Source organism: Frigoribacterium sp. CFBP 8751 (assembly GCF_014841545.1).
Lineage (GTDB): Bacteria > Actinomycetota > Actinomycetes > Actinomycetales > Microbacteriaceae > Frigoribacterium.
This window is the reverse complement of record NZ_JACYUB010000003.1, coordinates 1-24,806: the sequence shown is the minus strand read 5'-3', so window position 1 is coordinate 24,806 and position 24,806 is coordinate 1. Positions and strand designations below refer to the sequence as shown.

Below are 24,806 nucleotides of genomic sequence, written 5' to 3'. Positions count from 1 at the left end.
ATGCACCAGATGCACTAATGGTTTCATGACCTATCTCATCCACGGCGCCACGGGCGCCCAGGGCTCCCCCGTCGTTGCCGCGCTCACCAAGTCCGGCGCCTCCGTTGCCGCGGCTGTCCGCGACCCCTCCACCTACTCGGGAGACGGCACCGCCGTCGCCGTCGACCTCACCTCCGTCGCATCGCTGGCGGCCGCCTACGAGGGCGTGGACGGCGTCTTCGTCCACCTACCGATCGGCACTGGTGAGCAGCAGCTCGCTCACGCCCGCAACATCGTCGCCGCGGTCGACAAGGCACGGCCCGCACGGGTGGTCGTCTCCACCAGCGGCTACTCGGCCGAGGACGACGGCTCGGGTGAGAACCCCGTGGCCGCGCTGGCGGCGGGGCTGACGGCGACGGGCGTCTCGGTCGCGATCGTCGCGCCTCGCCTCTTCCTCGAGAACCTCCTGCTTCCTCCCGTCACGTCTGTCGTCGAGAGGGACGGCGTGCTCCGCTACCCGATCCGAGAGGACTACGCCGTGTCGTGGAGCTCGCACCTCGACGTCGCGGATGTGGTCGCACGACTGCTCGCCGACACGTCGGTCACCGGCATCGTCGGAGTCGGCGCGCTTCCGGGACTGCGGGGAGCGGACCTCGCGGCCGGCTTCGCAGCGCAGCTCGGGCGCGAAGTGCACTTCGAGTCCCAGGAGCCCGACGACTTCGGGAGCCTGATCGAGCCGCTCTTCGGTAAGGCCGGCTCCGACCCGGTCGTCGACTCGTACCGCTGGCGCGCCACCCAGGAGTCCGAGCTGATCGACCCGGCGACGAGCGCTCAGGAACGCCTCGGTCTCAGCCCTCGCTCCGTCGAGAAGTGGCTGGTCGACCTGCAGGGCTGACGCTCAGTACGGTTGAGCGCCGGGCCTGCTGAACGACGGGATCACGATGGACGACACGTATGCACTCCGCGCGATGAGCGAGGCGGACCTCCCCGCCGTGCTCTCGATCTACCAGCAAGGGATCGACGGAGGCGACGCGACGTTCGAGTCAGCACCCCCGACTCCCGGCGAGTTCGACGCCTCTCGGCTCGCCGAGCACCGGATCGTCGCGGCCTCAGCCTCCGGCCGCGTCGTCGGCTGGGCTGCTGTCTCTCCCGTGTCTCGCCGGGCCGTCTACGGCGGCGTCGTCGAGCACTCGGTGTACGTCGACGCTGTCGCGCGAGGCAAGGGAGTCGGGCGAGCTCTGCTCCTGGCCCTCGTGGAGTCGACCGAAGCGTCCGGCATCTGGACCCTGCAGGGCGTGGTGTTCCCCGAGAACACGGCCAGCCTCGCGCTCCACGCCGAGCTGGGGTTCCGGGTGGTGGGTCGGCGAGAGCGGATCGCCGCACCCCTGTCCGGGCCTCAGGCGGGGCGCTGGCGCGACACGATCCTCATCGAACGTCGATCTCCGCTCGTCTGACGAGGTCGTTGCCAGCTCCGGGGCGAGTCGCGACAGGTGCCCCGCGGGCTTGCACGCAAGCCCGCGGGGCACGTGTCGTCACTGTGGGACGGACCCGCCCAGGACGAGGTCTCCTACTCGTCGAGGCGCGGCCGCCGTCATCCGTGCGCCCGCGCGGTGGAGCTCATCGGCAGTCCCGAAGCCGTAGAGCACGCCGATCACGTCGACGCCGTTCTCCAGGGCGGCTTCCACGTCGTGCTCGCGATCGCCGATCATCACTACCTGTTCCGGCGCAGCGCGTCTCGATTGCATCGCGCGGCGGAGCGTGACGACCTTGGCGACCACGTCGTCGGGAGCACGACCGTGCACCGTCGTGAAGGAGGAACGGAGTCCTGCCGTCTGCAAGGCACCCTCGGCGAATTCCTGGATCTTGGCCGTCACCACGCCGAGTTCGACCCCGGCAGCGAGCAGGCGCTCGAGGAGTTCGCCGACGCCCGGGTACGGACGGTACTGGGAGATCCCCACGTCTGCGTAGTGCTCGCGGTAGTGCCCGACAGCTTCGGTCACAGCCGCCGCGTCGAACCCGTAGAGATCACGGAACGAGTGCTCCAGGGGCGGGCCGACGAATCGACGCAGAGCAAGGGGGTCGTCCTCGACGAAGCCCATCTGGGCCAGGGCGTGAGCTGCAGCGTCCGTGATGCCCGAGCCCGGGTCGCAGAGCGTTCCGTCGATGTCGAAGAGGGCTACGTCGTACCGCCGGTGTTGCATGTGGTCTCCTGACCTCGCGACGGGAAAGCACCTGTCATCCCCTTTCTCGAGAAAGAGAGAAGCGGAACGTCAGAGGACCGTCGCGAAGCGCTTGCGATAGCTCGACGGGGTGCTGCCGAAGGTGCTGACGAAATTCTGCCTCAAGGTCACGGCGTTGCCGAAGCCACATACTGCGGCGACTTGTTCGATGGGAAGCTCCGATGCCTCCAGGAGGCGTCGCGCCTCGTCGAGTCGGCGCGATCTGACCCACGCGGCGGGTGTGGACCCGGTGGCCGCCCGGAAGGCACGGATGAAGGTCCGTCGACCCTGGTGAGCGGCGGCAGCGAGCTTGTCGACCCCCAGATCGTCGCCGAGGTTCTGCAGTGCCCAGGCAGTCGCTCGCGCGATCGGATCGTCCGCCCCGTCCTGAGGAACCGGGCGCTCGATGAACTGCGCCTGGCCACCTTCGCGGTGAGGGGCGACGACCAGGCTCCTGGCGACCTTGTTCGCGGCCTCGGCGCCCAGGTGGGTCCGGACGATGTGCAGGCACGCGTCGATGCCCGAGGCTGTTCCTGCCGAAGTAATGACGTCCCCGTGATCGAGGTAGAGGACGTCGGGGTCAACATCGACCCGCGGGTGCTTTCGGTCGAGGGCGTCGATCGCATGCCAGTGCGTAACGGCGCGGCGACCGTCGAGGAGGCCGAGGTCCGCCACGGCGATGGCCCCGAGGCAAAGGCCTGCGATGGTGGCGCCGCGGTCGTGGGCTGCGAGCAGAGCTTGCCGGAGGATCGGTCTGGGTTCCCGGCCGTCCGCGATCCAGGAGGGCACGACGACGACGTCGGCGTCCGACGTGGCGTCGACTCCTTGCACGCCACTGAGGGCGTAGCCCTCGGCCGTCCGGACCGACCCCGCTCGGTCGGCGAAGAGCACCGTTTCCCAGTCGGCGAGGCCCTGCCTCCTCACTTCGTCGAAAACCATCTGGGGAACGGCGAGATGGAACATCGTTACACCGTCGAACGCATGGATGGCGATCCTCACGATGCCCCTTCCTGTTGGCCTGGAATCATCGTAAGTGTGCACGCGTGCCAATGGCAGACGTTCTGTGAACACCGCAGGATCGTTGTCATCCCCCGAAAGTGATCTGTTAGGAGCACACCATGACCACGCCCGCTCGCGCCCTCGTCCTCGTCGACATCCAACAGGAGTACTTCACCGGCCCCCTGGAGATCCAGTACCCCGCGCCCACGGACTCGCTCCCGCGGATCATCGCCGCCATCGATGCCGCCGAAGCGAACGGCATCCCCGTCGTCGTCGTCCAGCACACAGCCGGCGACGACGCCCCGGTGTTCAACCCCACCCTTCCCGGGTTCGCACTGCACCCCGAGATCGAGCAGCGCCGCACCCCCGCCTGGAAGGCCATCACGAAGCAGTACGGCTCCGTCTTCGCCGGGACCGACCTCGTCGACTGGCTTCGGGAGAACGGCGTCGACACTGTCACCCTCGTCGGCTACATGACCAACAACTGCATCATCGCCTCCGCTGCCCAGGCAGAGACCATCGGCATCGCCGCTGAGGTCCTCTCCGACGCGACCGGAGCCATCAGCATCAGCAACGACGCCGGCCACGTCGACGCGGAGACCGTCCACACGACCCTCATGGCCTTGTTGAACTCGAACTTCGCCGCCGTCGAGTCGACAAACGCCTGGATCACCGCACTGGCCGAGGGAGAAACGCTCCCGAAGGACAACCTGCCCACCTCCGCGATGTCCGGTGCCGAGCGCTTTCCGCGGTAACCCGATAGGCCCTGCTCGACTGAGCCGCGTGCCCCGACCGGTCCAAGAAGTGTTCGACCGAATGCGTGTTCCGAACGACTGCCTAGCTCGACGGACTCGTCCGCGAAACGGCTTCAGGTGGCCACTGCGCAGGGAGGGATGCGTGCGTGCCGCGGCGAGGTGCCCGCGCGCACGGCGGGGTGCCGCACCCCGAAGTGGACGATGCACCCCGGAACGACGGGGTGCATGGTGCCCGACCTGGTCTTCGACCGAGCAGACGAAGTGCTCGAGAAGATCCGGGCTGCGATCTCCCGGCGAGACCCCCAGCAGTCACCGGCCGATGCGATGCGCTCCCTCGTCCTCGAGGACATCGACAGGTACGTCGAGGACGACGAGGGATTGACCAAGGGCGAGTTCTCCGCGCAGTGTCGGCTCAGTGCGCTGCTCCGACGTCGGGCCCTGGAGTTCTACGACGACGTCACGACCGCGGTGGCAGCTGAACTCGAAGGCACGGGACCGAACGCGATGTCCGAGCGGGCGTACGCGGCCGCGCTCGTCTCGGTGGTCAGCAAACCACCGCGAGCATCGGCGATGCGGTCCTGTCGGATGCTCATCGGGGAGACACTCGCGAGCGTCTGGACGGCGCAGCCACGGCGACCCTTGACCACTTGTCGGCCTGGTGGCACAGGGAGTACGCCACCTGAACGCATCGCTAGGGACCATCCCCTACTGGGACGATATTCGATGCCGGATCATGTCGTGGGGCATGCTCGTCCTATGAGCGACGATGAAGGACTATCGCGTGCTCGCTCCGTCGATGCGACCGCCGTGACTGAGCGCCCGACGCCGTGGCTGCCGGCAAGAACCGTCCTCCTCAACCTCGCCTTGATCTTCGTCGGCGGTGGCCTCTTCTGGTTTCTCATCGACCGCGCGCAACCGCCCGTCTGGGTCGCCTTCCTCGCCTAAGCCGCCGTCTATACAGCCGGATCACTCGCCATGCGCTTCATTCGAAACGCCCGAGCCGATCGCACTCATAAGTGACGGTGGTGGCCAAGCCACGCGATCCGGTGAGCGACCTTTCTCCGGGCGCAGGCAGCCACCTAGGCGCTGCAACGGAAGACGCACTCGGTCGAGCACCGCTCAGACCGATCTGGGCACTCGGCCAGATCGTGCTCCGCACGAGCGAGACGCGACCGAAGCCGGTCGAGGCGCGCCTGCTTCGCCTCGATCTGACGCACCTGCTCTGCCAAGAGCGGCCGTAGCGCCTCTCGGACATCGGTACAGGACGTCGACTCCATGGTGCTGAGGTGTGCGCCTATCTGATCGAGGGGCAGGCCGAGTTCCTTGCTGGCTTCGATCAGGTCGAGGCGGCTGAGCACGTCCGGGCTGTAGTCGCGATACCCGTTGTGGGCCCTGGCTGGGGTCAAAAGCCCGATGTACTCGTAGTACCGGAGCGCCGTGGTGGAGACGCCGCTGCGCTTACTGACCTCGGAGATTCGCACACCGCGACCCTAGAGCCGCCGACGCCGCTTGACCTTCAAGCGCCTCGAACCTCTACGGTCACTGACGTGCCTACCTCCTCCACACCGGTCCTGCCGTGAACGCGATCGCCTCCTGGCTCGAACACCGGCAGATCGGCCTCTACCTGGTGGCGATCGCGGTTGCCGGCATCGTCGGCCTCACCGTGCCGGGAGCACACCACCTAGAGGCAACGATCGAGCCTGTGCTCGCGCTGCTGCTGTTCGCGACGTTCCTCGGCGTCCCGTTCGCCGCGATCGGGAAGTCCCTCCGAGACGGACCATTCCTCGCCGCGGTCGGGGTGCTGAACTTCAGCGTCGTCCCCCTCGTTGCCTACGGGCTGTCCCGGTTCGTTGCGGCCGAGCCGGCACTGCTGTTCGGGGTGCTGCTGGTGCTGCTGACCCCGTGCATCGACTACGTGATCGTCTTCGCCGGCCTTGCTGGCGGCGCGTCAGAACGGCTCCTCGCTGCGGCACCGCAGCTCATGCTGGCGCAGATCCTGCTCCTGCCGCTGTACCTGCTGCTGTTCATCGGCCTAGAGGGCGTCGCGGTAGTCGAGGTCGGCCCCTTCGCCCGGGCCTTCCTCCTCCTGATCGTCGTCCCGCTCACCGCGGCCGCGCTCGTGCAGGCACTCGCCCGGCGACACCGATCCGGTGTCGTGATCGAGCGGACGATGCTGGGCCTGATGGTGCCGCTGATGATGGCGACCCTGTTCACCGTCGTGGCCTCGCAAGCGGGAGCCGTCGGGGACTCCCTGGGGCAGCTGCTCGTGCTGGTGCCGATCTACGCCGGGTTCCTCGTCGTTATGGCAGCGCTCGGCGTTGGTGCCGGCCGCATCTTCCGGCTCGACGTGCCAGCGACCCGTGCTTTCGTGTTCAGCGGTGCGACCAGGAACTCGCTCGTGGTTTTGCCGCTCGCGCTGGCCTTGCCGTCATCGCTGTCGCTTGCTCCGGTGGTTGTCGTGACCCAGACGCTCGTCGAACTCATCGGCATGGTGATCTTCGTCCGGCTCATCCCTCGCCTAGTCCCGAGCCAGGGCCGCGAGACTAGACCCGAGCCAGCCAGCCAGCCAGCCAGCCAGAGAAGCGTCTCGATAGACGGTTTAAGACGACCAACTCCCGACGGTAAGCGTCCATGTCCCGACTGCCCTAGGACTGCGCCGCGTGCGAGCGAATGCGTGAGGCGAGCTTCGTGTCCCGAGCCAGCGCAGTAACCGGGGATCCCCAACGGCCCTGCCCCCACCGCTCCTCGGTTACGGCCACAGCCAGTCGTGCCCGCCCCCCACACTCTGACTCAGCATTCGGCGGTCGCCGAACCATGACGTCAGAGCCTTATGACAGGAGGATATTCCGGCTGAACGTCGTGAGTCCGAGCCTGCACTCATCGTGCAGAACGCGCGAACCCGCTTTTCGCGAGTCGCATTGCCGCGCATGAACCGAGATGCAGTTCGCTACCGATTGCTCTCAACGAGACCCAGAACTTATAGAACTGTCGCAGGCAGCCGAAGCCGAGGTCCGATGGCGATTCCCAGAGTCTTCTGGAATGACCCCGTGGGCAACCGTGCGTCACTTCGTCGACCGGGTCGGTTCAGCGCGAGCGGGATTCCTCATCGTGGAGCCCGCCGTCAAGACGGGCGACACGTACCGATGGGCTCAGTGCACCGGCGGCAGCCGCACTCCACTACTCGTTGAGGTGGGCTTCGACAGCGGCGTAGGGATCGTCGCCCCGGCTGGCTCACCGTCTGCCGAACCGGTTGTCGCGACATACGCGAGTGGCGTCAAGCCGCGCGGCTCGGTTGCCCAGCCTGAGATGGCGACTGGCCAGCCCAATGCGCAAATATGCGCATGTTCCGCGGGGAGCAGGTGCGGTCTACAGCAGCACGCACCAGGCGTCTGCTCGGAAAGATCTTCGACCTAACCGCCGGATTCGAGTGCCGTTCGAGAGATGGAAACAGAAGCCGGCAAAAGCCCCGCGGCTTCGAAGATGTCGGTGCGAGACATCTCGCTTGACGCGAATCGCCACCCCAGTTCGGCACTGACGCGTAAGAGGGCTCCGATACGGGCCCGTGCGTCGCGCTCGAGAATATTCCGCTCGCTTTGGGCCCTTGCACGGTTAGTTACTGAACACTGCAGCTGGTCGTGAACGTGATCCCAACGAACAGCCACGTCGATGCGCCTACCACTCGCCTCCTCCACGTAGGTGAGACTACCGAGAGGTGCCCCACCCTTTAAACCTACGTTGACTGTCTGCAAGCGCCACCCCGGTGCCACCCACATGGTGTCCATGCCCCAGACGACTACGCCGTCGCCGTTTCCATAGACGCCGCGCACCCGGTGCTGCCCATCCTGTAACGCTTCACTGCCCATGTGCTCCCCCTGGTTGCTGGCGGTTGACCTTGCAGCCGATGTTCTTGGACCTCGTCGGCTTCGCACGCTTACGCGCCTTGCCACACGAAAATGCTGGACGCGTCAGCCAAGGCCTCAAAGACGCCAGGCCCGCCGTCCGCTGCGCGCCGGTACGCGTCGTAGGAACGGTGTGTTCTGGGGCCAGCGTAGTCATCCGGTTGGGTCCGCCCCAGACGAACTTCCGGCCGGGTCGGGGTGTGTCCGTCGAAGCGTCCGTTGGTGGTCCTGGGCTGCTCGTCATTGTTCATGGTTCCTATGTGTGCGGCGAGTGATTCTTCTAGGCGCTGTGGCATGCGGAGGCCTTATACCGGAGTCGCGCTCGGGCCTGCGGAAACGAAGCAATGGGCACTAGTCCGTGGCTATGCCGGGATCGCTCTCCCTCAATACGTGGTGCGGCGGACCTCTGCGTATCCCTCCTTGCAGGCCCTTCGGTGGAGCGTTCGGTCCCCTAGGGGACTTTGGTCGCGCCAGACCCTGGGGCGCCCGGTCGCGCCCCGGAACACAGAGGGGACTTTGGTCGCGCCACGCCCTGCGACTCTTGCCGCGCACCCGGAAACAGAGGGGACTTTGGTCGCGCCAGACCCTGGGGCGCCCGGTCGCACCCCCAGAACCAAAAGGGGACTTTCGTCGCACCACACCCTGGGGCACCCGGTCGCACCCCCAGAACCAAAGGGGACTTTGGTCGCACCACACGCTGGGGACTCTTGCCGCGCACCCGGAAACAGAGGGGACTTTGGTCGCACCACACCCTGGGGCGCCCGGTCGCACCCCCAGAACCAAAAGGGGACTTTCGTCGCACCACACCCTGGGGCACCCGGTCGCACCCCCAGAACCAAAGGGGACTTTGGTCGCACCACACGCTGGGGACTCTTGTCGCGCCCCCGGAAACAGAGGGGACTTTGGTCGCGCCACACCCTGGGGCGCCCGGTCGCACCCCCAGAAACACGGGACGATTTGGGTCGCGTCACCCAGTGGGGCGTTGGGTCGCGCCCCTCAGAAGTACGAGGGGACTTTGGTCGCGCCACACCCTGGGGCGTCCGGTCGCGCGAGGTGGGGCGCTGGGTCGCGCCCCACCCGAGCAAGAGGCGGCACCCGCACCTGACGGTGCCCGGAGAACTTCAAGGGCCGGTTTCGGTGGAGATCACCCCTTGCCCAGTCCCCCGCGCCGTACCTCTGGGGCATCACCTGTAGTGAAGCGATGCCCCAGCCTCGCGTCGGTGTTAGGCGGTCAGATCACCCAGGAGCACGTTGAGGTTCACGGGGACGCCCCGCGTCTGACCTCCCTGCCCGGGCAACCGGTAGACGAAGTCGGCGCGGTTCTCCTTAGTGCCCTGGTTGGCGTAGTGCTCGTGGAGCAGTCCCTCGTCCTTGAGGTTGCGCCACGTGCTGCGGGCCTCCTGCCCGGCCGGCAGCAGCTTCGAGTTGTGCCTCTGGGCCGTCTCGAACGCGAGCGTCCGGTTGAACATGACGACGTCGAGGTTGTCACCCTTGGGGCGACGGATGAGGTGCCCGATGGGGACGGCCCCGGGTCGCGTCACGAACTCGCCGTTCTTGTCCACGAACCATCCCAGCTGCGCGTTCGCGTTCACGTTGACCCCCGTGCCCGCCGAGGGGACCGGCGCATCGCCGAGACCATAAGAGCCTGCGATGTACGCGCGCCCTGCGGCGAGGTCGGACCGGATGGCGCGGAGCAGCGCACGTGCCGGTGTGGTGTTGGCCTGGGAGGCGTAGGCCTCCTTGAGGACGGTGGCGACACGTTCGGGGAGGGTCGTGCCGTTGTCGGCGTTGAAGAGGTCAAGGAACGGGGTGTAGCCGACCATCTCGCAGAGGATGTGGATGGGAGCCAGGCCGAGCATGAGGTCGACCGCCATCTGCGCGTGACGAGCGGGAGACTTGGCGGGGTTCTCGCCCGAGTCGATGACTGTCTTTGCGGTCTCCGAGAACCTGTGCGACAGGCCCTCGAGCTGGTGCATCATCGCGTTCCAGCCGTTCAGCACGGCGAGGTGCTGCATGGCCTGGACGGAGGCGTGCATGATGCGTCCGGGGACACGGCTGTTGTCCCGGAAGTGGTCGAAACCGTCGATGACCGGGCTGTTCAAGCTCTCCTTACCGATGTCGAGGATGACCGTGCGGTCGCGGACGGAGTTGATGGTGTGCTCGTTCTCCGCGGTCACGATGAGGAGTGCCCGTGGGGTGAAGACCTCGCGGGCCTTGAGGTCCGAGCCGGAGCGGCGCCTCGACGACTTGTTGTGGACGTTCCGGATGGTGTCGCCGAGCTTGGCCTGCTCGGACTCGCTCTGCCGGCGGTCGGCGGAGGGTGCGAGGTCGTCCATCACCCAGACGTTGCTCTGCGCGAGGGCCTGCTCGGTGGAAGTAGCGGTGTCTTTCATGGAGCCAGGGAGGGACTTGTTCGTCCAGGTCTTCTTCTCCTGGTGGAAGGACAGGACGTGGGACACCGTCCAGCTCTTGCCACCGCCGGGAGGACCCTGGACGTAGAGGACGGTGGTGCTCCTCACCGGGACCGACGGGCGGAGGCCGGCGGCGAGGACGGCGGCTGCGATGTTGGGGTCGGTCCAGGGGCCGAGCGTGATGTAGTGCTCGTACAGGTCGTGGAGGTCGCTGCGGACCTGGGCCTTCCACTCTTCGGAGAGCACAGCTCCTCGGAGGGGCGGGAGGCTGAACTTCGAGGCGCCGGGCAGCATCTCCTCCGTGACGCCAGGCACCGTCGCTTTGGCCCCGGCGGTCGTGCTGGCGAGGACAGTGCGACCGGAGATGAACGCGCAGACCGGAGACCCGTCGACTGGGACCCATCCCATGCTCGACCACGCGGTCTCGCGTCGGACCGGGGTGGTCTTGTTGCTCTTGATGGCCTGCAGCCAGTCCTGTCCCTTCCGGGGCGGCCACTCCGGGTGCAGGAGCACATCTTCAGGGACGTCGGCTCCCTTCTTGCTCCACTCGGACGGCGGGTTCTCGAGGATTTCCGGGGGTCCAGTGACCGTTGCCTCGACCGTGTCGCCGTCGTCGTCGAGCCAGGCCAGCCGGATGCGGACGCTCTCCACGCGAGGGCTGTCCTCCTTGACATACCCGCGGCCGAAGATGCCGGTCTCGACCTCCTCCTCCATCGGAGGACGCCGCGTGACGTACGCCTCGACGCGCCCCCCGATGTTGCTGCGAAGAACCCACCTGTTGAGCGACTCTTCGCCCAGCAGGCCCTCCCGCCCGGCGACGAACTCCTGCACGGTTGTGCCGTCCTCGGCGACAGCCCACGTCCCGACCTTGACGTCACCTTGGGGCCTAGGCGGAGCGTCGGGGAGGTCCGTCTCGATGGTGGCCAGGACGTCGTCCCAGTTGCCGTGCTTCGTGAGGAAGTCGTCGAGGCCGACCTTTCCCTGCTCGAGCATCTCGAGGTCACCGGCCGGGCGACCGGGGGTGTTGTTGAGGTTCAGCAGGTTGACGGTGGCGCCCTCGTTGCGGGCGTATGTCCAGAGCTTGTGAGCCTGGTTCCACACGTTCCAGTTGGTGCTGAGGTCTCCGTCGAAGGCGAGGAGCATCGTCCGGTTCTTCAGGCTGAGGCTCACCCAGACGTCGTTGTGCTTCCAGTTGGCCACCCCGACGAAGGAGAGGATGAGCACCCGGTTGTACTCGGGGACGGTGAGCATGAGCTCGCGGAGGGCAACGTAGGCGGCGTCGCCGCCCTGGTTGCGGGCGATGTGCAGCTGGTCGTCGGTGATGCCGTTGGCGCGGAGCAGGGCGGTGAGGGCGGCATCTCCCTTGAGGATTCCCTCCGTGATGAGCACACGCCGGGCGTTGGTGAACCACTCTCGCGGGGTCGAGGGGTGGGCGTCGATGACGGACTCGCTGCCCGTGAGGTTCTCGTACTTGACGAGCTTGCCGGTCTTGGGGTTCTCCCTAGGGCTCGCCGGGCGCAGCTGCAACGTGGTCGCGGCCGGTCGGCGGCCGTCGCCGGAGTCCTGGACGGCGACGTCAGCGCGGAACCAGGGCAGGACGAGGGTTCCGTTGCGCTTAGCGGCTGCCCTGACCTGAGACGTGGGCTTGCTGTTGGCGTTCCCGAGGCCGTTCTTCTTGGCGAAGTCGGCGACCTGTCCGAAGTCGAGGTGCTCGTACCCGCGGGCGGCGGCGACGAGCGGTGAGACGCCGCTGTCGGCGAGCTTGTACGCGCCGCTGTAGTAGACGTGGGGCGCGTAGTCGTCGCGGGTCCAGGGGGTGAGGGGCGAGGGGAATGAGTTGGAGGTCATGTCTCCTCTGTGCGAGGAGTCAGAGGACGGCTGGGAGGGCTGCACGTCGAGTGCGGAGACAGGGTTCGTGGTGTGGGTCATACCTGCTCTGTGCGCAGCCAAACGGGACGGCTGGGACTTGCGGTGGTGACGTTGAGTGGCGAGCGCTTCCTGACTGCATCGGCGACCCGTGTGATCCCGGCTGATCCAGGCTCTGGATCGGCCTACTCCCCCGGAAACTAGGGGCTGGAGGGGCATAGAGAGAGAAGAGATCCAAGATCCAATTTCTTTTTCTTCTTCTAGGGCCGCACTCACTGCTTCTTTCCGCCCGTCCTCGCCTGAGGCTGCTTGGTCACCTGTCACGAGGTCGTGGATCTTGGATCACACCGCCCAGAAGAGCCTCCTGGTCAGGCATTTCTTTTGATCCAGCTGTCGGCTCTGGACACGGAACAGCGGGTGTATCCTGCGCAGCTTCGAAAGGCAGGCATCAGAGGAACCGGCCGCCAGGTCAGCAGGCTGCCCCCGCCTCAGGCCCCTGCGTCACTTCAGCGCGTGGCGTTTTACCGGTGATTTCCCGTTTATCACCACAATCAAGTAACGCGCAGGTTGCCTCGACAACGTGGAGTGCAGACTGCCGACACCGCCAGTTCCCCAGCCCTCGGGTACACCGCGGTCGTGGGGTGAACAAATTAATCACAGTTGCAAGCACTAAGCGAAAGGACTCGCTCATGCAAGAGGACCGAGCACCACAGGCCGGCGGCCCGCCGCCGATGATAGAGCAGCAAGTCATACCGGCCGCCAGGCACTGGGTAGCCCTCCGAGTCCGGGCTGGCGTCAGCCAAAAGCCTTGGCTCGAAATGACCGAGCAAGAACGCCACCAAGTCGAAAGCATCGTCAGCCAAGTCTTTTACGCTCAATCGCTGGCGCTTGCGGATACATTCGACAACCCGGATCCGGCCGGCACTAACCGTCACTCCGCATAGGCACAATGGCCGCGCCTAGCGCCTCGCCCACCACCCCGGAACAGCCCAGTGTCGTACGCTGTTGCCACAATCACACCAGCACGAGTGCAGGAGGTACATCATGACGAACGCCGTCGACGTGGCTGCCTTCATCACCGGTGCCCTCAAGCTGCCCCTCTACGACACGAAGAAGCTGCAGAAGCTCGTCTACTTCTCCCAGGCGTGGGCACTGGCGTGGACGGGCAAGCCTCTCTTCGCAGACGACTTCGAAGCGTGGCCTGACGGGCCTGTTGCGCCGGCGGTCTACCGCGTCCAGAAGTACGAGGCTGCCCGCCTTCACGAGCCGTCCAACCTGTCGGCGGACGAGGCGGACATCGTCACGTCGGTCGTCGACTTCTACGGCCAGTTGAGCTACACAGACCTCGTGGACTTGACGCATGAGCACAGTCCCTGGCTGGACGCACGCGCTGGTCGCGCCGCCGATGCCCCGTCGCATGTCAAGGTCCCTCGGGACGCCATCCGCACGTTCTACACGCGTCAGGCGATCATGTCGGCGGACGGGCCTGTCCGTCGCGGCAGGGTGAGCCAGGTCTCCGATGTGGACGCGCACCGTCTCGGCCGGCGAGCTTCGTCTGACTGGGCTGAGGGGCTGGCGCTGCTCGCTGACGCGTGACCGCGTTTCTCTCCGTCGAGCAGGTGATCGCCTTCCACGACGAGCACAGCGATGCGCCGCTCCGCGACAGAGGTCGTCTCGAGGCAGCCGTCATGCGCCCACAAGCTGAGTTCGGCGGTGTGTTCGCGCACCCGACTCTGTGGGCGCAGGCGGCTGCTCTTCTGCACGGCATCGACAGAGCTCAGGCCTTCGCGGACGGCAACAAGCGGACAGCGTGGACCTCGGTGGTGGTGTTCCTCGCTGCCAACGGATTTGCGCTGCGGCTGTCTCAGCAAGAGATGTTCGCGTTCATGAAAGATGTGGGCAGCGGAGCGGCCGGGGACGTACCTGAGATCGCGCTATGGCTCTTCGAACATGCAGTACCTGCCTGACGAAACGTTAGCCGCCCCGCGCCTTCACCTCACGCCCATCGCGGTTCGACCAGAGTGTCGAGCGCCACGGTGAGCGTGCCGGGAGACGAGCCGGCCCGAGCCCTGGCGCGCAGCGAGGGCAGCCCGGAGGTAGCCCCAAGGCCCTCCGTCGACGTCTCTCTACCCGCCGGGGCAGTCGCCGTTTGTGCCGAAGCAGGGCGATGAGCCGCTGCGCGGTTCTCGGTTCACGGCGCGATCCTCGCTGTTGTAGTACTCGCGGCTGTACTGGATCTCTAGCACGTACGTGGTCCCCGTGGCTCGAGTTGCCCGGGCCAGGTCGTCGCCTTCAAGGCCGGTAGTGGACGAGACGATCACGTCGTACGGCTCGGACACCACCCGGTCGAGAAACCTGTCAACGGTGGCGAGTGTGATGGCTGTCTCGTCGGTGCCGTACGCCTTTGAGGCCGGGTGCGTGGTCGTGAGGCCAAGCGCGGGGTCTGCGAGGGCGCCCGGGTCGAGGGCTGCGTCAAAGGGGTCAACGGGTGAGATGTTGGAGTCTCGTAGGGCCGCGGCTGCCTGCTCGAGTGCCATCTCGGCTGTGGCGGCTTCGGGGAGCGCGTAGGCGGCCCGACCGACCTGCGAGCATCGGGTGCCGCTGGCCTCTACGAACCAGTCAGAAGGCACAGCGGAGGTGCATGAGTCACCGCGAGAGAGGGTGATGAGGGGCGCGGTGTCGGAGCCAGGCCACGCCAGTGCGGCGTCGGCGAGCTCGAGCGCTTCCGGTCGTGCCCGGTCGCCCTTCGAGGGGTCTACGGCGCCCGTCGCACATCCGGTGAGCGCCAGAACGGCGGTCATCGCGAGCAGGCCGATAGCTGTGCGTTTCATGGAGCCCTCCCCGCTCGTTGGGAGCCTAGCGCCCGCCTACACACCGGCGCGCTCGAAGCAGCACCGGTACCGACCTGGCCATGCGCGGCGGGTGGAGAAGGAGAGCCGTGCTTGTCCGGCGGCCATCGAGCCCACCGCCCCGCTCCCCGTGCCGCGCATGACTCCCGCATGGACCCGCTGCTCTTCTGGCTAGTCGTCGTGCCTGTGGCATGCGGCTGCGCCTTCGGGAGTGCGTTCCTGCGACGTCGTCGATGACGTCTTCGCTGCTCGCCACCCTCGATCCTGCTTCGGAAGGCCCCACCATGCTCGTGCCGTACATCCTCATGGGCTTCGGGATCTGCCTATGCGCGATCACCCTGCTCAGCCTCATGCACGGCTGGAGGACGTTGCCGATCGTCACGATGGTCCTTGGGCTCGCTCTTGGCATCGCCGGCGGCGCCCTCCTCTTCCTCTCCAACGTCCAGGCCGCTGGCGTCAGCGCGTAGCCGCCCCGCTCCTCCTGCCGCGCATGGCCTGCCCATGACCGAACCCAGCAGAACTCCCTCCGAGGCCCAGCTCTTCATCTGGCGTCTCGCCACCAGCCCCTGCGTCTGGGCCGTGGAAATGACCCCGGGCGCCGTCGAGCGATCGCACGGCGCGCAGGTGGAGAAGGGGAGCTTCTTCCTCGACGCCGAGACCCCTCACGCCCACTACCTCTGCAGCCTCGCCGATGTGCTGTTCGGTACAACGACGGGCGGCCTCGCGGAGGCCCCTGCGTCGCTGCTCGAGGCCGTGCGCAAGGTGTGCGCCGAGTCGGAGTGGTCGATCGATCTGCAGGCCGGCCCGTCGGCGCAGTAGCGGCCGTCGCCCAACCTCTCGCCTCGCCACCCGTCCCGACCGCCAATCCGGCACCCTTTCCCCACCTTCTTGAACGGACCTCTCGTGTCACCGCTCGTCATCCTCGTCGCGCAGGTCTTCGTCGTGGTCCTGTTCACCGGCCTCTGCCTGGTCTTCGACCGAAGGTCTGTGCCGGCCGGCGTCGGCCTGATTGTGACCGCGTTCACGCTGATGCCGCTGCTGATGGTGAAGGCACTGCTCATGTCCGGTGCCTTGGGCGGCTAGCCGGTGCAACGCTCCCTGGCGGCGGCCCTCATGGACCTGCCATGATCAGCCCGTGCCTGACGAATCGACCTACCTCAGGGCCGCTGACGTCCCAGCGGTCAAGATCCCGCACTATGCGCGTCCCGCCGGCGCCTCGGACGATCGCGTCCGTTTCGTGTTGCCGAAGTCGCCCGCTCGTGCGCCCGCACTCCCGCTGCCTGTCGATCCGGCTCTGCCCGTGGATGGACGTCGCTACCTCGACTTCCTCGTCGACGACGCCGACGACACGTCTGAGACGACCGCCTCAGCTTGACCGGCTCGCCACCCGCACCGACCGACGCCTGTTCAAACGGCCCCAATCGGAGACGACTGTGACATCTACCCGTTGCCGCCCGTCCCGCACCACGGTCGTCTGACGACGTGGGCATCTCCGTCGTCATGATGGTCCTGGCGTTCGTCGGGATCGTCGTCAGCATCAGGCACATGCGGGACCTCAAGGCCGGCAGCATCGCGCTGGGGCTCGTCTCCGCGGTTGTGTGCTTGGCGATGCTGCTCATCGGTGCCGCCTTCTTCGCCTGGGCGAGCTCGTAGCCTGCTCGCCACTCGCACCGCTCGGCGTCCTACCCAGTGCTGATGTCCGCGCAGCTTCCGCCCGAGATGATGGACCTATGACCAGCGGACGTCGAGAAGGACCCGCACGCCCTTGGCTGCGCATCACCGTGGCCGCGAGCGTGATCGTGGCGGTCTTCATCGTCGCGTGGTTCCTGGGCGGATTGCCTCGCGACATCCTCGGCATTGGCCTGCACACAGCCGGAGGCAAGCTCGGCTGGTGGATTGGGGACCCGAACTCGAACGACGGCGAGGAGTCGTGGGGCACCGTGGCGGGTCTCATCGGCGTCGGTGTCCTCGGCGCCGCCGCCGTCCTCGGAAGCGGTGTTGTCCTCGCGGTCGAGAGGCGTGCCTGGCCGGCGCTGCCCGTGGCTGCGGCCGCCTACGCGACGCTCACCGCGGTCGACACCATCGTCGGCCTCATCGACAGCGTGCGATGGTTCGGTACAGCCTGATGCTCGATAACTGTGCCGCTCCCCAGCCGCACGGCCTCGTCCCCACCACCTCGAGAGGATCTGCAGCATGACCTTCGGCGTCGTCTGCCTGGCCATCGGGCTCCTCGGCCTCGCCGGTGGCATCTTCCTCATCCGGAACCGCGAGGTCGTCAGCCCGAAGTTCAGCGTCACCGCCGGTGCGGTCATCGTCGCGGGGTCGCTGGTGCCGCTTCTACTCGGTGCTGTCGTGCTGCTGGTGACGGTGGCGCCGGGCATCTCCGTCACGTGACCGGCGCCGCCGGCTGGAAAGGATCCCCATGGTGTTCTCGTGGACTTGCATCATCCTCGGCGCCCTCGGCGCCCTCGGCGTTGTCGGAGGCATCTGGCTAGCCAGGGACAAGCGCGCCGCGAGCGTGGCCGGCGGCGTGGTCATTGCCCTGCTGTCTCTCGTGCCGATCCTCTTTGGGGCAGTCCTCCTCGCGTACATGGCCTCCCCGTAGCTGTTCACACGCGACAGGTCAGATCGACAGGGACACAAGGGCGATCGCAGCTGCTCCGGGAGCCGCAGTGCCAGCGGCAAGGACGACGAGACTGGTCAGGCTTGACGCTGATGCTCCTCGGTCGATGAGTGCCCAGCTCAGACCGAGGAGGAAAGTCGCGAAGGAGGCCAGCGGCACCCAGAGGAATACCGCCGCAGCAGCTGCCTGAAGGGGTGTCTGCAGGCCCTGCGAGACGGGCTGCAACACGACGAGAAGTCCGCCGAGGACGACCGTCAGGAGACCGACGGCCACCAGCGCGCCGATCGGACCCCAGAGGGCACAGACACGGCGCCGATCGCCAGGAAACCTGGCTCTCACCAGCACGGCCACGAGCGCACCGACGAAGCACGTGAGCACGGCGAAGAGCAGGAGCTGGTCTCGGACGCCGTCAAGATCTGAGCTCAGGAGCGCGTTGCGCAGAGGCGATGCGACAGCAGCGCCGAAGTAGGCAGACGTGACAGACCCCACGAGGACCAGGGCCGCGACGAGGTGGGATGCCACCACCTCATGTCGAGAACCGAGCGGAGGAAGAGACACGAGAGCCATGCCCACAGCCTGTCGCTCCAAGATCTCTTCGGCATCGCCCAGGAGGCGGAGAGAACGCTGCGAGGGCGACCCCAGGCCCTTGAGAGCCGCCTCGCCTCGACGTACGGTGGAAGGGCCAACGAGTACGAAGGGGTGACCGTGGACGAGAAGACATCGCGTGACCAGGGCCGGCTTCGGCTGCAGCGGCCGACGTTCAGAGGCTCATCCGTCGGCTGGGGTCTTGCCGCTGTTCTCTGGCTGTCCTGCGCCGTCCCAGCGCTGATCCGTGTCGTGCACTTTGGGGGCACGTCGGTCGGCGGGTTTGTCCTCCTGGCGGCTCTCGTCGTCGCATCAGCTGTCTGCGTCATCGGGACGGTAGCGACGATCCGTCACCCGCGACCAGCACCGCCAGCCATCGACTCGTGACCGCCGCACGGACGGGTCGACTCTCACTCTCGGTCACTGGCTCGACGACCCGGCGCACGATCGTGACAGGGTGGGGCCATGTCTGAACCTGGTGGCGGCAACCGTTCGAAGCCGGCGCTCTGGGTTCTGCTGGTCGGGGCAGCGGCGGTGGTCGTCGCCTCAGCAGTCCTGCTGATCGGTGATCCGTCGCGTGTACCGACGTGGTTCACGCTGGCCGGTGGGCTCGTCAGCGCGTATCTCGCGGTGACGTACCTCCGGCAGGCATCAGACCGCCGCTGAGGTCAGTTCTGCGACAGGAGGTGGGGCCGGCCGATGCCGTCCTGGCGGGGCTAATTGTCGAGCTCGAGCTGTCTAGGAACCGCGCCCCAACCTTCTGCATGCCACGGGTCCAGCCGTCACTCACGTTGCTCAAGTGGGCGTGAGCGCCGGGGCTTCGGATGCACTCGCGGTCAGAGCAGGCTGTCGCAACTGTGCCCTACCGACGTATTTTTGACTGATGCAACTGGCGTTGGAGGAACGATGAGAGGCCCAGCCCCTGAGGCCCGCCGCGACACCGAGCACCTGGTCGCGCCCGTTGCCGGAATCGCCGAGCGTGAGGAGCTCCTCGCTGCCCTCCGCGACCACCTCGAGGGCGTGGACCTCCGCCCCGTCATGGACGTCCTCGGCGGAGTCGATGCCATGGCCAGACGGATGCTCGCCAGCGTCCCCGGCGCGAACGTCTACGACGATGCGCTCGGCCCGTTCTACGACACCACCAGCCTCGGACGCTGGAAGAGCATCCGCCGCCAGTCGATCGACGGCCAGGTCCGCCGAGGCGACGTGCTCTGCGTGACGACGCCCGAGGGCCATCGCCTCTACCCGTCGTTCCAGTTCGACGGCCCCGACGGCACCCCGCTGCCGAACCTTGCCCGTGTCCTCGCCGTCCTCGACCCGCGTCGCGCAGACGTGTGGGGTGACGCCATCTGGGTGCGTGAGCCGCGCCCCGAGCTTGGCGACCGCTCCCCCGCGCAAGCCCTGCGGGACGGTGACGCCGACGACGTCATCGCGCTCGCTCGCCAGGCCGGCGCGCTGCTGTCGTCGTGACGTCCCGCAACGACCACTTGCAGCAGCCACCGCAGCCGGGTCAGGACCTCACCAGCTTCCCGGCCGCCGACGGCCTCGCTGCACGACAGTGGCGGGCGCACTCCATCAGCTTCGGGCCGTGGTCCTTCGGCACCACCGGCGCCGTCCGCTTCGACTTGCCCGACAGCAGCGACGACGGCACCTGCTACTTCGTCGACGAGGTCGAGACCGCCGTGCGCGAGCGCCTCGGCCCCCGCCTGTCCACCGACCAGACCCTCACGCCCGACCTGGCCGCCGCGTTCACAGTGTCCGCCACCGTGCCTCCTGCGCCGCGGCGGTGCGCCCACGTCAACGACAAGGCAGCCGTCCGCCACGGCGTCACGCGAGAGCTGACGGCGACCGTCCGCTACGACGTCACGAACGCCTGGGCGGACGCTCTCCACCAGGCCGGCTTCGACGGCGTGCGGTACGCGTCGCGGTTCACGACCGAGGCAGCCGCGAACTCCTGGGCGCTGTTCGGACCGAAGGGCCCCGACGCGTCGCTCGCTGTCGTCGGCGCCGAGCAGCTGACAGGCTCGGACGCGTGCGCGGCCGCGGGCATCACCGTCCTCGCGCCGCCGCCGGCGGAGCGCGCGCTGCGGATCATCTGACCTGGCATCGACAGGAGTGAAAGCATGACGACTGAGCCGGTCCAACGAGGAGGGCATTCCCGGACCGAGGTCTACTTCTTATACGGAGCGAACTACAAGCAGAAGCGCAATCAGTTCCGCGGCATGATCCCCGACGAGCTGCGCCTGCGACTCCCGCTTGCCGAGTCGATGGACGGGACCTACAGAGTGGCCGTCGACGAGAACCACGGCTTCGACCGGGCGAAGTTCGTCGAGCTGTACGCCAAGCTTCGGGCCCAAGGAGTGCTGCGTCCCTTCAGCGCAAGCGAGATCGACGCCGTCCGCGAGCTCGAAGCTCTCGGCCACAAGCTGACTACGTCCAGCACCGAACTTGAAGCCATCGACCTCGGACGGCTGCGAGAGGTCTACCCCCAGGCCGTCACCGACCCGATCGTCTGACCGGCTTCGGTCTCAGTCAGTCGCGGTGCACGCTCCGGTGCGCGGTCGCGCGCCACCCGACGGCGGTCGCCGACCCCCAGCCCCACCCCCGCGAGCACGACCCGTGCGAGCCCGGCGGTCGCCGAACCTGACGACCAACTGGCGACACCGATCTGACGAGTGGAGGCCATTAGATGAGAGGGCAGCCCGATTAGAAGAGAGGGTCGGTCGCTGGCGCTCCCTCCCCCGTTCCCCTTCACGAACAACCACACGTCAACCGCGATGAGACACCCTTCTCGTCTGACCTCCTGACGCCACCACCTCGACACCGCAGCCCACCTCACCCGGCCATCTCGAGAACGCGACCCGCACGCACGACTCAGCCAACTCGATAACGACGCGGCACGCGTGGCGCTCCGCGCCGGCGCCTCACACTGCGCGCGCTCTCCTTACATGTCCCGTCCGGGTCGGTTCGCGACCCCCTCCTTGCATCAGCTCTACCCCCGCACTGTCACGATGACCTGCTCGTCCACCGCGTGCACGGCACGCGTGGCAGCGGCTCGGTCCTCTGCTCGTCACCCCGTTCGTCTCCCCAGGGCGGATGCCTGATTGCAGGTGCTGACACACCTTGCCTGCCGGCGGCCTCACACGGGTGGGGTGTCGCAATTAGTCTCTCGGTCCGTGCACCCGGACGTCTGGCATCTCGTCTCCCTGAGGCGTCCACCGGTGCGCCTCCCGGTGCGTCATCCGGGGCGTCTGGCCTGTGCACGCCGGTGCCGCACCTGCCGAGGCTTCGTGTCGTTCCGGACACCGGGACGGTGGCGCGGTTCGGGTATCGATCCGGTGTCGAGGTGGCTCCCTGCCGAGGGCTTCCTCATGGCCGGGTGAGTGCGGACAGGCTGCGGGTCGTCTGACGGGGCGGTCGAGCGTGACGGGTGACGGACCGGTCCCGGAAGAAGCAGACCCGGTGCGCTTGAATCAGCCATCGGAGAGGCCCCCGGCAGGCGTGACGAGCACGCAGACTGCGCGCACGAGGAGGGCGGTTCCCGACGCATCACGAAGTGGTGTGGCGTGCCAGGCGAGGCAGACGCTCACAGCGTCAACCAGCCCCTGAGCTGCACACGGCAGCGAAGTCCCCGCCCACCGGCAGGTGAGTTCCCGCAGCGAACGAGTGAGCTGAGGGAATCGCAGCCGTGACGGACGCGCCAGCGTTCGGCGGGGCCGAGACGCTTCTCGCGCAGCGGGAAGTCTGACGGGGAGCGGAGTGGACCGGAAGAGGGCGCCGGAACGAGGGTCAAGTGCGAAGCAGTTGAAAGTGCAGGTGGAACGGCGCCAGGGATGAGCGGCGCTGTGGGCGATACTCGCCTCGCTCAGCTCACTGAGCGTGACCAAGGAACGTGCGCGAATCTCGTCCGGTGGAACTGCGCGCGGGAACGTGCCGTGAACCCGAGGCTGCGGCCAGCTAAGAGCCCATCTCAGCGCGCCTGGCTGAACCGATCAGAGCCACCTCTACAGCCACCGAGTGACCCGACATTGGTGCGCGTCCCCAGACTTGGCACGCGCAAATAGGTCGGTAGGGAGCCCCACCTATGGGCGCGCGCGAGTTGACGCCACTCTATTTATGACGCGCTTGCGACCAGGCCACAGGTCGCGCAGGCCAGCCAGTTCTGTTCACCGAGGTGCCGCGCATGGGTCGTGCATGACCATCACGATGACCGAAGAACCGCTCGACTCGATGCTGCACAACGAGTACTTGACGCTGCAGCAGTTGAGCGCGTACATCCAGATACCAGTGCGCACCATCCACTACCTGCGGAAGAAGGGTGACGGGCCGGTCGGCCGCAAGGTCGGGCGCTCGGTGCGCTTCAGCCGGGCAGCAGTCGATGCCTGGTTCGACGGCTTGCCGACCAGCGGAACGCACCTCTGATGCTGAAGAAAGACGCTAAGTCGAACAAGTGGCGGGCCCGCATCTACTTCAAGGGCAAGCAGATATCCATGGCGACCTTCGACAAGAGGGACGACGCCCAGAAGTGGGAGGCAAAGCAGAAGCTGGCCTTGGTCACGAACGAGTGGCAGGACGACAAGGCTGGGAACATCACTGTTGCCGCCGTCATCCTGGAGTTCAACGAGTCGCGGGCTGGAACCATCTCCGCGAAGACCGTCGACACGGACGAGGCCAACCTGCGGCTGCACATCCCGCAGAAGCTTGCACGCAGACCCATCCGCTCCGTTCAGTCATCTGAGCTCTTGGCCCTGTACTCCTCCCTGTCCAAGCGCCGCTCTCACGCCACCGTGAAGCGCATCCGGGACAGCACCATGTCGCTCTTCAACTACGCGGTCGCTATGGGCTACGCCCCCCACAACCCAGTGAAGAACGCGCGCCTGCCCCGAGGCGACGGGCGCGTCGATAAAGCCGTTCGACCCTTTACACCTGATGAGTTCGAGTCGATGCTCGCCGTCCAGCGAGACATGCACCCGAGATACGCCGACTACGTCGAGTTTCTCCGCGAGACGGGCCTTCGATGGGGAGAACTCGTGGCCCTCCGAGTTGGTGACGTGGTCACGGAACCCTTCGACGCCATCATCGTCCGCCGCTCACAGTCCGACGGTTACGCAGAGAAGCAGACGAAGAGCGGGAGAATCCGACGCGTTCCTCTACTGGGGAACGCTCCGGCCATCGCCGCGCGGTATAGCGATGGTCGCAAGCGGAACGAGCGGCTGTTCACCACCCCGACCGGCGCCCAGCTGAACAACGGCAATTTCAAACGAGCCCTCGACTGGGCGGGAACAGCCCACGGGCACCGCGAGTACGACTTGCGCCACACCGCTGCAACTTCCTGGCTGCAAAACAACGTGGACATCAAGACGGTGTCTGCCTGGCTCGGTCACGCAACGACGCAGCTCACCCTTGACACCTACGGCCACCACATGGGCTCGGACGCCGACACAGCTGCCATCGAGCGAGTTCGGAAGGCTCGGGAACTCGGTGCTTAGGAACCGAGTGCTTCGATGGACTCCGGCACCTCGACCGACACGTCCTCCTCGTCGAGCTCGTCGTCATCCGAGCCCAGTGCCGCGTCGACGCCCGCCGCGTCGATCGCCGACCTCAGCAACGGCGTCGACACCCAGGTCGCCGTCGACCAGTCCTTCGTCGACGCGATCACCAGCCTCGGCCTGACCCCCGGCGTCGTGGGCACCGCGACCTTCACCGACGGCACGTTCGCGTTCCCGATCACGGGCGGCAACGTCGACTACTACGGCCCCGACAGCGACGTGCGACCTTACGTCCAGGGCGAGATCGACCACGACGGCTCCGGCCTGTCGCTGACCGCCGCCGACGGCACCGTCGTCGAACTCACCGACTTCCGCATCGACCCGGGCGAGAGCAAGCTCTACGGCACCGTGACCGCCAACGGCACCGTCGCCGCCGAGGACGCCTACCTCTTCAACCTCTGGGGTGGCACGCTGAAGCCGATCCAGATGGAAGGCTCGAACGCCGTCCTCGAAGGCACCACCGTCCACATCAGCCCCGACGCCGCGTCGCTGCTGAACCAGACCTTCAAGACCGACGCCGTCCAGGACGAGATGCTCGTCGGCGTCGCGAAGATCACCGCCGCCACGGAGTAGTACCTGTCTGGCCGGCTACCCGCCGGCCCGGCCCCAGGGCCGCACCCCGCCTCGCGAGGTGCGGCCTGGAACCCGGGTCGTCTCCGTGACGACGCACCGACCCTCGCCCTGCTCGACGGGGTCGGCGATCCCGGTGGACCCCGCCTCGTGCTCACGCACGGGGCGGGGTTTTTCCGTTGCCGCCCGGGGTCCGGCCCGAGGTCTGGCGGCCGTGAACCCGGTTTCGAACGATGCACCCAGTAGAATCAGGGTGCATCGTTCGGAACCGGGTTCTTCGCGCACTGACGGCCGGGGGTCAGGAGGCGCGGCGGGGGTGACGAGCGCCGTGCTCACCGCGCCGGTCACCTCCGCGTCTGCCCGGCAGCTGACGACCACCGCAGACACGACTCGTGACCCTCGGTCTGGGGTCACCGCTTTCAATTCAAGCGCATAGAGTTCGAGGGGTGCCGTCGGTGGCACGAAACCTCGATCCCGAGCCCCCGAACTGGATGCCATGTCT

General features: G+C 67.0%; 27 protein-coding genes. 21 read left to right on the top strand and 6 right to left on the bottom strand.

The window, feature by feature from the left end; all coding sequences use genetic code 11:
- Positions 1 to 25 precede the first annotated feature (25 nt).
- Both IFT88_RS09375 and IFT88_RS09370 read left to right on the top strand, forming a co-directional pair.
- The gene (locus IFT88_RS09375; RefSeq protein WP_192120267.1) at positions 26 to 874 is read left to right on the top strand and encodes an SDR family oxidoreductase; all 849 of its coding nucleotides are present in this window, start codon (positions 26 to 28) and stop codon (positions 872 to 874) included.
- A gap of 46 nt (positions 875 to 920) precedes the next feature.
- The gene (locus IFT88_RS09370) at positions 921 to 1,433 is read left to right on the top strand and encodes a GNAT family N-acetyltransferase (protein WP_244637980.1); all 513 of its coding nucleotides are present in this window, start codon (positions 921 to 923) and stop codon (positions 1,431 to 1,433) included.
- A gap of 78 nt (positions 1,434 to 1,511) precedes the next feature.
- On the opposite strand, the gene IFT88_RS09365 is transcribed toward IFT88_RS09370, so the two are convergent.
- A complete protein-coding gene (locus IFT88_RS09365; RefSeq protein ID WP_192120265.1) occupies positions 1,512 to 2,180 on the bottom strand; it encodes an HAD hydrolase-like protein in 669 nt (222 codons plus the stop codon).
- Positions 2,181 to 2,249: 69 nt separating this feature from the next.
- The gene (locus tag IFT88_RS09360; RefSeq protein ID WP_342212121.1) at positions 2,250 to 3,269 is read right to left on the bottom strand and encodes a GlxA family transcriptional regulator; all 1,020 of its coding nucleotides are present in this window, start codon (positions 3,267 to 3,269) and stop codon (positions 2,250 to 2,252) included.
- A gap of 47 nt (positions 3,270 to 3,316) precedes the next feature.
- Between IFT88_RS09360 and IFT88_RS09355 the strand changes: the two genes are divergently transcribed.
- A complete protein-coding gene (locus IFT88_RS09355) occupies positions 3,317 to 3,952 on the top strand; it encodes an isochorismatase family protein (RefSeq protein ID WP_192120263.1) in 636 nt (211 codons plus the stop codon).
- 225 nt (positions 3,953 to 4,177) lie between these two features.
- On the top strand, positions 4,178 to 4,897 hold the full coding sequence (locus tag IFT88_RS09350; RefSeq protein ID WP_192120261.1) for a hypothetical protein: 720 nt from the start codon (positions 4,178 to 4,180) through the stop codon (positions 4,895 to 4,897).
- 134 nt (positions 4,898 to 5,031) lie between these two features.
- Here IFT88_RS09350 and IFT88_RS17400 read toward each other — a convergent pair whose 3' ends face one another.
- Positions 5,032 to 5,433 carry a MerR family transcriptional regulator gene (locus tag IFT88_RS17400; protein WP_192120259.1) on the bottom strand — a complete coding sequence of 134 codons (402 nt, stop codon included), beginning with the start codon at positions 5,431 to 5,433 and terminating at the stop codon, positions 5,032 to 5,034.
- A gap of 95 nt (positions 5,434 to 5,528) precedes the next feature.
- Between IFT88_RS17400 and IFT88_RS09340 the strand changes: the two genes are divergently transcribed.
- Positions 5,529 to 6,662 (top strand): arsenic resistance protein, encoded by a 1,134-nt coding sequence (locus IFT88_RS09340; RefSeq protein WP_192120257.1) that lies wholly within the window; start codon positions 5,529 to 5,531, stop codon positions 6,660 to 6,662.
- A gap of 2,412 nt (positions 6,663 to 9,074) precedes the next feature.
- Here the strand turns inward: IFT88_RS09340 and IFT88_RS09335 are convergent.
- Positions 9,075 to 12,110, bottom strand: a complete 3,036-nt coding sequence (locus IFT88_RS09335; RefSeq protein WP_192120255.1) for a hypothetical protein — start codon at positions 12,108 to 12,110, stop codon at positions 9,075 to 9,077.
- A gap of 1,062 nt (positions 12,111 to 13,172) precedes the next feature.
- On the opposite strand from IFT88_RS09335, the gene IFT88_RS09330 reads away from it, so the two are divergent.
- Together IFT88_RS09330 and IFT88_RS09325 are read left to right on the top strand one after the other, a co-directional pair.
- Entirely contained in the window at positions 13,173 to 13,724 is a 552-nt protein-coding gene (locus IFT88_RS09330; RefSeq protein ID WP_192120253.1) for a Panacea domain-containing protein, read from the top strand.
- Entirely contained in the window at positions 13,721 to 14,095 is a 375-nt protein-coding gene (locus IFT88_RS09325) for a type II toxin-antitoxin system death-on-curing family toxin (protein ID WP_192120251.1), read from the top strand. The genes IFT88_RS09330 and IFT88_RS09325 overlap by 4 nt, the downstream gene beginning before the upstream one ends.
- Before the next feature lie 159 nt (positions 14,096 to 14,254).
- Here IFT88_RS09325 and IFT88_RS09320 read toward each other — a convergent pair whose 3' ends face one another.
- Positions 14,255 to 14,959, bottom strand: a complete 705-nt coding sequence (locus IFT88_RS09320; RefSeq protein ID WP_192120249.1) for a hypothetical protein — start codon at positions 14,957 to 14,959, stop codon at positions 14,255 to 14,257.
- Between the two features lie 251 nt (positions 14,960 to 15,210).
- Here IFT88_RS09320 and IFT88_RS09315 point away from each other — a divergent pair, with 251 nt between their 5' ends.
- From IFT88_RS09315 to IFT88_RS09285, 7 genes are all read left to right on the top strand, one after another.
- A complete protein-coding gene (locus IFT88_RS09315; RefSeq protein ID WP_192120248.1) occupies positions 15,211 to 15,444 on the top strand; it encodes a hypothetical protein in 234 nt (77 codons plus the stop codon).
- Positions 15,445 to 15,478: 34 nt separating this feature from the next.
- The gene (locus tag IFT88_RS09310; protein ID WP_192120246.1) at positions 15,479 to 15,796 is read left to right on the top strand and encodes a hypothetical protein; all 318 of its coding nucleotides are present in this window, start codon (positions 15,479 to 15,481) and stop codon (positions 15,794 to 15,796) included.
- A gap of 84 nt (positions 15,797 to 15,880) precedes the next feature.
- Positions 15,881 to 16,060 (top strand): hypothetical protein, encoded by a 180-nt coding sequence (locus IFT88_RS09305; RefSeq protein ID WP_192120244.1) that lies wholly within the window; start codon positions 15,881 to 15,883, stop codon positions 16,058 to 16,060.
- Between the two features lie 399 nt (positions 16,061 to 16,459).
- Positions 16,460 to 16,630 carry a hypothetical protein gene (locus tag IFT88_RS09300; protein WP_192120242.1) on the top strand — a complete coding sequence of 57 codons (171 nt, stop codon included), beginning with the start codon at positions 16,460 to 16,462 and terminating at the stop codon, positions 16,628 to 16,630.
- A gap of 77 nt (positions 16,631 to 16,707) precedes the next feature.
- The gene (locus tag IFT88_RS09295; RefSeq protein WP_192120240.1) at positions 16,708 to 17,103 is read left to right on the top strand and encodes a hypothetical protein; all 396 of its coding nucleotides are present in this window, start codon (positions 16,708 to 16,710) and stop codon (positions 17,101 to 17,103) included.
- A gap of 67 nt (positions 17,104 to 17,170) precedes the next feature.
- Entirely contained in the window at positions 17,171 to 17,371 is a 201-nt protein-coding gene (locus IFT88_RS09290; RefSeq protein WP_192120238.1) for a hypothetical protein, read from the top strand.
- Positions 17,372 to 17,399: 28 nt separating this feature from the next.
- Positions 17,400 to 17,582, top strand: coding sequence for a hypothetical protein (locus IFT88_RS09285; RefSeq protein ID WP_192120237.1), 183 nt, complete (start codon positions 17,400 to 17,402; stop codon positions 17,580 to 17,582).
- 18 nt (positions 17,583 to 17,600) lie between these two features.
- Here the strand turns inward: IFT88_RS09285 and IFT88_RS09280 are convergent, their stop codons facing one another.
- Entirely contained in the window at positions 17,601 to 18,167 is a 567-nt protein-coding gene (locus IFT88_RS09280; protein ID WP_192120235.1) for a hypothetical protein, read from the bottom strand.
- 483 nt (positions 18,168 to 18,650) lie between these two features.
- Between IFT88_RS09280 and IFT88_RS09275 the strand changes: the two genes are divergently transcribed.
- The 7 genes from IFT88_RS09275 to IFT88_RS09245 all read left to right on the top strand — a co-directional run bounded on the left by IFT88_RS09275 (position 18,651) and on the right by IFT88_RS09245 (position 24,307).
- Positions 18,651 to 18,851: a hypothetical protein gene (locus tag IFT88_RS09275; protein WP_192120233.1), complete on the top strand. Its 201-nt coding sequence runs from the start codon at positions 18,651 to 18,653 to the stop codon at positions 18,849 to 18,851.
- Between the two features lie 240 nt (positions 18,852 to 19,091).
- A complete protein-coding gene (locus tag IFT88_RS09270; protein WP_192120231.1) occupies positions 19,092 to 19,655 on the top strand; it encodes a hypothetical protein in 564 nt (187 codons plus the stop codon).
- Positions 19,652 to 20,284, top strand: a complete 633-nt coding sequence (locus tag IFT88_RS09265) for an RES domain-containing protein (protein ID WP_192120229.1) — start codon at positions 19,652 to 19,654, stop codon at positions 20,282 to 20,284. Before IFT88_RS09270 ends, IFT88_RS09265 begins: the two co-directional genes overlap by 4 nt.
- 24 nt (positions 20,285 to 20,308) lie before the next feature.
- The gene (locus tag IFT88_RS09260) at positions 20,309 to 20,701 is read left to right on the top strand and encodes a hypothetical protein (RefSeq protein WP_192120227.1); all 393 of its coding nucleotides are present in this window, start codon (positions 20,309 to 20,311) and stop codon (positions 20,699 to 20,701) included.
- Between the two features lie 1,678 nt (positions 20,702 to 22,379).
- The gene (locus IFT88_RS09255) at positions 22,380 to 22,607 is read left to right on the top strand and encodes a helix-turn-helix transcriptional regulator (protein WP_199859130.1); all 228 of its coding nucleotides are present in this window, start codon (positions 22,380 to 22,382) and stop codon (positions 22,605 to 22,607) included.
- Positions 22,607 to 23,674, top strand: coding sequence for a tyrosine-type recombinase/integrase (locus IFT88_RS09250; RefSeq protein WP_192120225.1), 1,068 nt, complete (start codon positions 22,607 to 22,609; stop codon positions 23,672 to 23,674). The genes IFT88_RS09255 and IFT88_RS09250 overlap by 1 nt, the downstream gene beginning before the upstream one ends.
- A 15-nt stretch (positions 23,675 to 23,689) precedes the next feature.
- Entirely contained in the window at positions 23,690 to 24,307 is a 618-nt protein-coding gene (locus IFT88_RS09245) for a hypothetical protein (protein WP_192120223.1), read from the top strand.
- The last annotated feature ends 499 nt before the right edge of the window (positions 24,308 to 24,806 follow it).